10 protein-coding genes are annotated in these 8,565 nt (G+C 72.2%); 6 read left to right on the forward strand and 4 right to left on the reverse strand.

Translation table 11 applies throughout. The features are described 5' to 3' along the window. The 5 genes from CCN29_RS13475 to cseC form a co-directional block, all read left to right on the forward strand. On the forward strand, positions 1–618 hold a 618-nt coding region (locus CCN29_RS13475; RefSeq protein ID WP_503167718.1), incomplete at its 5' end, for an iron-sulfur binding domain-containing protein. Positions 619–900: 282 nt separating this feature from the next. Then, entirely contained in the window at positions 901–1,440 is a 540-nt protein-coding gene (locus tag CCN29_RS13480; RefSeq protein WP_006129593.1) for a SigE family RNA polymerase sigma factor, read from the forward strand. Beyond that, positions 1,428–2,078: a hypothetical protein gene (locus CCN29_RS13485; protein WP_006129594.1), complete on the forward strand. Its 651-nt coding sequence runs from the start codon at positions 1,428–1,430 to the stop codon at positions 2,076–2,078. The genes CCN29_RS13480 and CCN29_RS13485 overlap by 13 nt, the downstream gene beginning before the upstream one ends. A 160-nt stretch (positions 2,079–2,238) precedes the next feature. Further along, the gene (cseB, locus tag CCN29_RS13490) at positions 2,239–2,934 is read left to right on the forward strand and encodes a two-component system response regulator CseB (RefSeq protein ID WP_006129595.1); all 696 of its coding nucleotides are present in this window, start codon (positions 2,239–2,241) and stop codon (positions 2,932–2,934) included. Further along, positions 2,823–4,286, forward strand: a complete 1,464-nt coding sequence (gene cseC / locus CCN29_RS13495; RefSeq protein ID WP_416376839.1) for a two-component system sensor histidine kinase CseC — start codon at positions 2,823–2,825, stop codon at positions 4,284–4,286. The genes cseB and cseC overlap by 112 nt, the downstream gene beginning before the upstream one ends. 10 nt (positions 4,287–4,296) lie before the next feature. Here the strand turns inward: cseC and CCN29_RS13500 are convergent, their stop codons facing one another. From CCN29_RS13500 to CCN29_RS13510, 3 genes are all read right to left on the reverse strand, one after another. After that, positions 4,297–4,740, reverse strand: coding sequence for a VOC family protein (locus tag CCN29_RS13500; protein WP_006129597.1), 444 nt, complete (start codon positions 4,738–4,740; stop codon positions 4,297–4,299). Continuing rightward, on the reverse strand, positions 4,737–5,237 hold the full coding sequence (locus tag CCN29_RS13505; RefSeq protein ID WP_086681992.1) for a helix-turn-helix transcriptional regulator: 501 nt from the start codon (positions 5,235–5,237) through the stop codon (positions 4,737–4,739). Before CCN29_RS13505 ends, CCN29_RS13500 begins: the two co-directional genes overlap by 4 nt. A gap of 122 nt (positions 5,238–5,359) precedes the next feature. Beyond that, positions 5,360–6,946: an MDR family MFS transporter gene (locus tag CCN29_RS13510; RefSeq protein WP_086681995.1), complete on the reverse strand. Its 1,587-nt coding sequence runs from the start codon at positions 6,944–6,946 to the stop codon at positions 5,360–5,362. 137 nt (positions 6,947–7,083) lie between these two features. Between CCN29_RS13510 and CCN29_RS13515 the strand changes: the two genes are divergently transcribed. Next, the gene (locus CCN29_RS13515; protein WP_006129600.1) at positions 7,084–7,680 is read left to right on the forward strand and encodes a TetR/AcrR family transcriptional regulator; all 597 of its coding nucleotides are present in this window, start codon (positions 7,084–7,086) and stop codon (positions 7,678–7,680) included. A 30-nt stretch (positions 7,681–7,710) separates the two neighbouring features. Here the strand turns inward: CCN29_RS13515 and CCN29_RS13520 are convergent, their stop codons facing one another. Beyond that, complete coding sequence (locus tag CCN29_RS13520; RefSeq protein WP_086681997.1) at positions 7,711–8,448, reverse strand: M23 family metallopeptidase; 738 nt, start codon at positions 8,446–8,448, stop codon at positions 7,711–7,713. Between the last annotated feature and the right edge of the window lie 117 nt (positions 8,449–8,565).

Raw genomic sequence — 8,565 nt, forward strand, 5'->3', positions numbered from 1 at the left:
GGAGAGGACGTCGCCGCCGTGGCCATAACGGAACGGCACGGCGGCGACGTCCCCTCCGACCACGCCCAGCTGCTCGCGCTGCCCGGCATCGGTGAGTACACCGCCGCGGCCGTGGCGTCGTTCGCCTACGGGCAGCGGCACGCGGTGCTGGACACCAACGTCCGCCGGGTGTTCGCCCGCGCGGTCGCCGGCACGCAGTACCCGCCGAACGCCACCACCGCCGCCGAGCGCCGGCTCGCCCGCGCGCTGCTGCCGGAGGACGCGGCCACGGCCGCCCGGTGGGCCGCCGCCTCCATGGAGCTGGGCGCGCTGGTGTGCACGGCGAAGAACGAGGCGTGCCACCGCTGCCCGATCGCCGCACAGTGCGCCTGGCGGCTGGCCGGCAAGCCCGCGCACGACGGCCCGCCGCGCCGCGGGCAGACGTACGCGGGCACCGACCGGCAGGTCCGCGGGCGGCTGCTCGCGGTGCTGCGGGAGGCGCACGGGCCGGTGCCGCAGGCGGCGCTGGACCGGGTGTGGCACGAGCCGGTGCAGCGCGCCCGCGCGCTGGACGGGCTGGTGTCGGACGGCCTGGTGGAGCCGATGCCGGGCGGGCTGTACCGGCTGCCGCTGACCTGACACCGGGTCGTCCCCCGTCACACGCGTCACGCCCGCCACACCGCACAAGGCGGGCGTACCGCCCGTACCCGCCTCGAACGGCTCGCCGCTTCGTCCCGTTCGTCCCTCCGTTACACAACCGACGGACACCCGAGGGCTGCCCGCAGGGTGCTTCGGACAGTGCCGTGACAACGCCTCCGTAGTTTCGGTCGCGTGCTCGACCGGAGCACGACGAGACGGATCACGAGCGGTACGGCCGGCCCGCGGGGGCGGGCCGGAACGGGGACCGGAAGGCGGTACACCATGGCGCAGGGCGAGGTGCTCGAGTTCGAGGAGTACGTCCGCACCCGGCAGGACGCGCTGCTGCGCAGCGCCCGGCGCCTGGTCCCGGACCCGGTCGAGGCGCAGGACCTGCTCCAGACCGCGCTGGTGCGCACGTACGGCCGCTGGGAGACCATCGAGGACAAGCGGCTGGCCGACGCCTACCTGCGCCGCGTCATGATCAACACGCGGACGGAGTGGTGGCGGGCGCGGAAGCTGGAGGAGGTGCCCACCGAGCAGCTCCCCGAGTCCCGCGTGGAGGACGCCACCGAGCAGTACGCGGACCGCGCCCTGCTGATGGACGTGCTGAAGGTCCTCGCCCCGAAGCAGCGCAGTGTCGTGGTGCTGCGACACTGGGAGCAGATGTCCACGGACGAGACGGCCGCCGCACTCGGCATGTCGGCCGGAACGGTCAAGAGCACGCTGCACCGGGCGCTGGCGCGGCTCCGCGAGGAGCTGGAGTCCCGCGAGTCGGACGCACGCGCGCTGGAGCGTGAGGAGCGGGAGCGTTGCGCGGCCTGACCGGCGCGGAGCCCGTACGGGCCCGGTCCACCGCACGGGCGGCGAGCACGGCGACGGCCGTGTTCGCCGCTGTCGTGCTGTTTGCGAGCGGATGCGGCGCGAGCGGCACCGGCGCCCGGGACGAGGGCCCGGCGCGCGTGGACGGCGGGGCCAGCCCGGCCGCCCCCGCGACCGCGGCCTCGCCGACGCCGGACCGGGTCGACGCGGTGCGGCTGATCAAGCGGGACCCGGCCGTCTCGGCGGAGGTGAAGCGGGAGCTGAAGCCCTGCGTCGCCGACGAGTACCCGGTGGACGTCAGCTACGGCAACCTGACCGGCGAGGCCGGCGACGACGTCGTCGTCAACGTGCTGACCTGCGGTGACGCGGTCGGCATCGGGGCGTACGTGTACCGGCGCCAGGGCGACGCGTACGTCAACGTGTTCGGCGCGGAGGAGCCTCCGGTCTACGCCGAGATCGACCGCGGGGACCTGGTGGTGACCAAGCAGGTCTACGACCGCGGCGACCCGGTGTCGAGCCCGTCCGGCGAGATCGTGATCACGTACCGCTGGGTCTCGGGCCGGTTCGCCGAGAAGTACCGCACGCACAACGAGTACGGGCCGGTGTCCGGCGCGGTGCCGTCACCGGCGCCCGAAGGCTGAGACACGGCTCACAGCGGGAACCGCGGGCGGGCCCACGGACGATGAAGGGGTGGACCCGTCGCGCGGCCGGCGCCTCCCGCGGGGTGGGCCGCCGACGTAAGACCCGGTGGGGGCGGGGGCAAGCCCGGGCCGGGACCACACGAGAACTGAGAGCAGCGGGATGGCAGACCAGACCCATGTCCTCTTCGTCGAGGACGACGACGTCATCCGCGAGGCCACCCAGCTCACGCTGGAGCGGGACGGCTTCGCGGTCACCGCGATGCCCGACGGGCTGTCCGGCCTGGAGGCGTTCCGCGCCGACCAACCGGACATCGCGCTCCTGGACGTCATGGTGCCCGGTCTGGACGGGGTCAGCCTGTGCCGGCGGATACGGGACGAGTCGACCGTCCCGGTGATCATGCTGTCGGCGCGGGCCGACGCCATCGACGTGGTGCTGGGCCTGGAGGCGGGCGCCGACGACTACGTGACCAAGCCGTTCGACGGCGCCGTGCTGGTCGCCCGGATCCGAGCGGTGCTGCGCCGCTTCGAGCGGGCCGGCGGCGCGGGCGCCGGGGACGACGGGGACGGCGGGCCGCTGCTGGCCTTCGGCGAGCTGGAGATAGACACCGAGGGCATGGAGGTGCGCAAGGCCGGGCAGCAGGTCGCGCTCACCCCGACCGAGATGCGGCTGCTGCTGGAGTTCTCCGCCGCGCCGGGCACCGTGCTGAGCCGCGACAAGCTCCTCGAGCGCGTCTGGGAGTACGGCTGGGGCGGGGACACCCGGGTGGTCGACGTCCATGTGCAGCGGCTGCGCGCGAAGATCGGCCAGGACCGGATCGAGACGGTCCGCGGCTTCGGCTACAAGCTGAAGGCCTGAGCGGGCGGATGCGGGGACACATCCGGCGCCTGGTGACGGCGTTCGTACGGCAGGCCGGCATCGGCGCGGGCCTGAGATGGAAGCTCAGCGCGGCGATCGCGCTGGTCGGCGCGCTGGTGGCGGTCGCGCTCAGCCTGGTCGTGCACAACGCGGCCCGGGTGTCGATGCTGGACAACGCGCGCGACCTGGCCGACGAGCGCATCATGATCGCCCAGCGCAACTACGAGCTGTCCGGGCGGCTGAACTTCCCCAACACCAAGATCGACGACCCGCAGCTGCCCGCGGAGCTGCGCGCCAAGGTCGAGGAGGGCCGCCGCGCCACCTATGTCGCCGACCGGGGCGGCGCGCCGGACATCTGGGCGGCGGTGCCGCTCAAGAGCGGGCACGTGATGTCGCTGCACTCCGGCTTCACCGACCGCAGCTCGGACATCCTCAAGGACCTCGACCAGGCCCTGTGGATCGGCTCCCTGGCCACCGTGCTCGGCGGCTGCGCGCTCGGCGTGCTCATCGGCGGGCACCTGTCACGGCGGCTGCGCAAGGCGGCCACCGCAGCCAACCGGGTCGCGGGGGGCGAGACGGACGTGCGGGTGCGGGACGCCATCGGCGGGGTGGTGCGGGACGAGACCGACGACCTGGCCAGCGCGGTGGACGCCATGGCGGACGCGCTGCGGCAGCGGCTGGAGGCCGAGCGCCGGGTCACCGCCGACATCGCCCACGAGCTGCGCACCCCGGTGACCGGACTGCTCACCGCGGCGGAGCTGCTGCCGCCAGGACGGCCCACGGAGCTGGTGCAGGACCGGGCCCGCGCGATGCGCACCCTCGTCGAGGACGTGCTGGAGGTCGCCCGGCTGGACAGCGCCTCCGAGCGGGCCGAGCTCCAGGACATCCTGCTCGGCGAGTTCGTCGCCCGGCGGGTCGCGGCGAAGGACCCGGACGTGATCGTGCGGGTGGTCCACGAGTCGGAGGTCACGACCGACCCGCGGCGTCTGGAGCGTGTGCTGTTCAACCTGCTCGCCAACGCCGCCCGGCACGGCGCCCCGCCCATCGAGGTCACCGTGGAGGGCCGGGTCGTCCGGGTCCGCGACCACGGGCCCGGCTTCCCCGAGGCCCTGCTCGCCGAGGGGCCGAGCCGCTTCCGCACCGGCAGCGCGGACCGGGCGGGCCGGGGTCACGGCCTGGGCCTGACCATCGCGGCCGGCCAGGCCCGCGTCCTGGGCGCGCGGCTGACCTTCCGCAACGTACGCCCGGCGGGCGCGCCGGACGACGCGCCGCCCGAGGGCGCCGCCGCCGTCCTGTGGCTGCCGGAGCACGCCCCGACGAACACGGGCAGCTATCCGGTGCTGGCGCAGTAGCGGGGGCGGCTCAGCAGGCCCAGTCCTTGTCCGTGTCGAGGCCGCCCTCGCGGGGCTGGGTGAAGGAGAACCAGTTGCCCGAGTCGTCGCGGAACAGCGCCTCGGTGCCGTACGGGCGCTCCTGCGGCTCCTGGATGAACTCGACCCCGCGGGCCTTGAGCTCGGCGTAGTCGCCGTGGATGTCGTCGGTGGTCAGCACGCCGGGGCCGAGCGCTCCCTTGGCCACCAGCTTATTGATCATCTCGGCGGACTCGGGGTCCATGCCCGCGCCGGGGACCATCAGCGTCAGCTCGACGTCGGGCTGCTTGGGCGAGCCGACGGTGAGCCAGCGCATGCCGCCCTCGCCCAGGGTCATGTCGGTGCGCACCTCCAGGCCCAGCTTCTCGGTGTAGAACTCCTTCGCCCGGTCCTGGTCGAGGACCCAGACGGTGGTGATGGCGAGCCCCTTGATCATGACGTACTCCCGTTCCGCTGCCGTTCCTTGGGTGCCTTGTCACCGTAGGCAGCGCCGCCGTCTGCGCGCTTCTCCGGAATTGCGCTCCCGTCGGCGCCGGCCGGGGCGGGGCGGTGTCCGCCGAGCCAGTGCATGGCGTAGCAGCCGGGGATCAGGGCGGCGCCGCGGCCCACGTGCCGGGTGCGGTACTCGCTGGGGGTGAGGCCCGTACGGCCCTTGAACCGCGCCGAGAACGTGCCCAGGCTGCTGAAGCCGACCAGGTGGCAGATCTCCGTCACCGACAGGCTCGCCGTGCGCAGCAGGTCCTCGGCGCGCTCGATACGGCGGTGGGTCAGGTACTGGCCCGGGGTCTCGCCGTAGGTCTCCCGGAAGGCGCGGATGAAGTGGTAGCGCGAGTATCCGGCGTGCGCGGCGACCGCGGCCAGGTCGAGGTCCGGGTCGGCCCAGTCCCGGTCCATCGCGTCCTTGGCCAGCCTCAGCTGCCGCGTCCTGTTCATGCGACCGATGGTGGCACGGGGGTCCGACAACGAGGCCGGGCCTGTGGACGGGGAAGGCCCCCGGCAGCGCGGGTGCGCCGCCGGGGGCCTTCGTGCCGTATGGGGGTTCGTGCCGTACGGGGTCAGACGGCCTCGGTGACCGTCACCGCCGCCGGTGCGCCGTCGCCGGTGTCGCCCTTCGCCGGGCCCGCGCCCTTGAGCGGGACCTCCTTCACGAACACCGCCGCCACCAGCGACAGCACCGCGACGACCGCGCCCAGCAGGAACGCCCCGTGCGTGCCCGAGGAGACCGCGTGCTGGTACGCCTCGCGGGCCGCCTCCGGGAGCTTCGCCAGGCTCGCCGCGTCGAGCTGGGCGGACTGCTCGGTCACCTTGGAGCCCAGCGAGCCCGCGCGCTCCGCCATGACGTCCTGGACGCGGTGGTTGAACAGCGCGCCCATGACCGCGACGCCGAAGGACGAGCCGAGGGTGCGGAACAGGGTGGTCGTGGAGGACGCCACGCCCATGTCCTTCAGCTCCACGCTGTTCTGCGCGACCAGCATGGTGATCTGCATCAGACAGCCCATTCCGAGGCCGACCACGGCCATGAAGACGCCTGAGGTGAGGCGGGAGGTGCCGGTGTCCATCGTGGACAGCAGGTACAGGCCGACGATCAGCAGGGCGCTGCCCGCCACCGGGAAGATCTTGTAGCGGCCGGTGTTCGTGGTGACCCGGCCCGCGACCATCGAGGTGACCAGCATCGCGCCCAGCATGGGCAGGAGCAGCAGACCGGAGTTGGTGGCCGAGGCGCCCTGCACGGACTGCTGGTACAGCGGCAGGAAGAGCGTCGCGCCGAACATCACGAAGCCCACGATGAAGCCGATGAGGGACATCAGCGTGAAGTTGCGGCTGCGGAAGATGTGCAGCGGCACCACCGGCTCGGCGGCCCGGGTCTGCCAGAACACGAAGCCGACCAGGGACGCGACGCCGAGGGCGATCAGCTCCATGATCCGTGTGGAGGTCCAGGCGTACTCGGTGCCGCCCCAGGTGGTCACCAGGACGATCGCGGTGATGCCGACCGTCAGCAGCGCCACCCCGAGGTAGTCGATGCCGGCCTGCGACCGCTTCTTCGGCAGGTGCAGCACCACGCCGATCGCGGCCAGGGCGATCACGCCGAGCGGCAGGTTGATGTAGAAGGCCCAGCGCCAGCCCCAGTTGTCGGTGATGGTGCCGCCGACCAGCGGGCCGCCGATCATCGCCAGGGCCATCACGGCCGCCATCATGCCCTGGTACTTGCCGCGCTCCCGGGGCGGGATCAGGTCGCCGATGATCGCCATGACGCCGACCATCAGACCGCCCGCGCCCAGGCCCTGCACCGCGCGGAAGGCGATCAACTGCCCCATGTCCTGCGCCATGCCGCTGAGCGCGGAGCCGATCAGGAAGATCACGATGGAGGCGATGAACGAGCCCTTGCGCCCGTACATGTCGCCGATCTTGCCCCACACCGGGGTGGAGGCCGCGGTGGCCAGCGTGTACGCCGTGACCACCCAGGAGAGGTGCTCCAGGCCGCCCAGCTCGCCCACGATCGTGGGCATCGCGGTGCCGATGATCATGTTGTCGAGCATCGCGAGCATCATCGCGATCATGAGCGCGAGCAGCACCACGCGCACGCTTCTCGGCTGTTTCGTACCGTCCGTCGGGACGGCCCCCGCCGCCGCTGAGTCCGTCATCGCTCCTACTCCCCCGGCCACTCTCGGTGGCCCGTCTTTACTTACTTGCCGCCCGGCTAGTTCACTATGACGTGAAGCTAGTCGCGCAACTAGCCGGTCGTCAAGTAAGTTTTCGTCAAGAGGGTACGAGCGGGAAGATGGGCGGCACCATGGACGGCACCAAGCAGCGGCGCCGCGGGAACACCCGCCAGCGCATCCAGGACGAGGCGCTCGAGCTCTTCGCCGAGCAGGGTTACGAGAAGACCTCGCTGCGCGAGATCGCCGAGCGGCTGGACGTCACCAAGGCGGCGCTCTACTACCACTTCAAGACCAAGGAAGAGATCCTCGTCAGCATCTTCGAGGACCTCTCCCGGCCGATCGAGGACCTGATCGAGTGGGGGCGCCGGCAGCCGCACTCGCTGGAGACCAAGCAGGAGATCATCCGCCGCTACAGCGCGGCGCTGCGGGACGCCGCCCCGCTCTTCCGCTTCATGCAGGAGAACCAGGCGGCCATCCGCGAGCTGCGCATCGGCGACATGTTCAAGACGAAGATGCTCGGACTGCGGGACATCCTCATCGACCCCGACGCCGACCTGGTCGACCAGGTGCGCTGCATCAGCGCCCTGTTCACCCTGCACGCCGGGATGCACGTCCTCCAGGACGTCGAAAGCGACCCCGCGAAGCGGCACGAAGCCGTTCTCGAGGTCGCCGTCGATCTGATCACCCAGGCCCACCGGCACACGGCCGGGGACTGAGCCGGGGCGCTTCGGGCCGCGTCCCGCGGGTCAGACGGTCACGCCCTTGCTTTTCAGGAAGGTCACCGGGTTGACGGCGGAGCCGTAGTTCGGGGTCGTACGGATCTCGAAGTGCAGGTGGGGACCGCTGGAGTTGCCGGTGTTGCCGGACAGGGCGATCTTCTGGCCGGTCTTGACGACCTGGCCGACCTTCACGTTCACGGACGACAGGTGGGCGTACTGGGAGTACGTCTTGTTGCCGTGCTTGATCACGATGGCGTTGCCGTACGCCGGGCCGTCGCCGGCGCCGTTGCCGCCGGCCTTGACGACCGTGCCGCCGTGGGCGGCCATCACCGGGGTGCCGGTCGGGACGGCGTAGTCCTGGCCGGAGTGCTTGTGCGCCCACATGCCGCCGTTCTGCGCGAAGCTCGCCGACAGCTTGTAGGACTTCACCGGGTCGATCCAGGACGCGGCCTTCTTCTTGGCCGCGGCCTTCGCCGCCTTCTTCGCCTGGACGGCCTTGGCGGCGGCCGCCTTCTTCGCCTCGGCGGCCTTCTGCGCCTTGGCGGCCTGCGCCTGGACGGCCTTCGCCTGAGCCTCGGCGGCCTTGGACTGGGCGGCCGCCTGCGCCTGCACGGCGCCGGCCGCGCCGGAGGCGGCCGTGGTGTCGACGGCGGCCGCGACCCCGGCTCCCAGGACGACCGAGGTGCCCAGGCCGGCGGCCAGGACGGCCGCACGGGTACGGGTGGCGGACGTGCGGGGGAAACGGGACGTGACGCGCTCGAACATCGAAACCTCATGGGGGAGGGGACAGAGGAGAACCACCGGCTCACGGGACCCGCGGCGTGGTGGCCATTCAGTGGTAACCCTTTCGCCCGATACGCCGCAAAGGTGTGACCTACGACG

The organism is Streptomyces pseudogriseolus (assembly GCA_002154585.1).
Classification (GTDB): Bacteria; Actinomycetota; Actinomycetes; order Streptomycetales; family Streptomycetaceae; genus Streptomyces; species Streptomyces pseudogriseolus.

What these genes read in the sequence shown, in the direction of transcription:
- CCN29_RS13480 (WP_006129593.1), top strand. Translation starts at nt 901, where the DNA reads ATGGCGCAGGGCGAGGTGCTCGAGTTCGAGGAGTACGTCCGCACCCGG.
- cseB (WP_006129595.1), top strand. Translation starts at nt 2,239, where the DNA reads ATGGCAGACCAGACCCATGTCCTCTTCGTCGAGGACGACGACGTCATC.
- CCN29_RS13500 (WP_006129597.1), bottom strand. Translation starts at nt 4,740, where the DNA reads ATGATCAAGGGGCTCGCCATCACCACCGTCTGGGTCCTCGACCAGGAC.
- CCN29_RS13505 (WP_086681992.1), bottom strand. Translation starts at nt 5,237, where the DNA reads ATGAACAGGACGCGGCAGCTGAGGCTGGCCAAGGACGCGATGGACCGG.
- CCN29_RS13510 (WP_086681995.1), bottom strand. Translation starts at nt 6,946, where the DNA reads ATGACGGACTCAGCGGCGGCGGGGGCCGTCCCGACGGACGGTACGAAA.
- CCN29_RS13515 (WP_006129600.1), top strand. Translation starts at nt 7,084, where the DNA reads ATGGGCGGCACCATGGACGGCACCAAGCAGCGGCGCCGCGGGAACACC.
- CCN29_RS13520 (WP_086681997.1), bottom strand. Translation starts at nt 8,448, where the DNA reads ATGTTCGAGCGCGTCACGTCCCGTTTCCCCCGCACGTCCGCCACCCGT.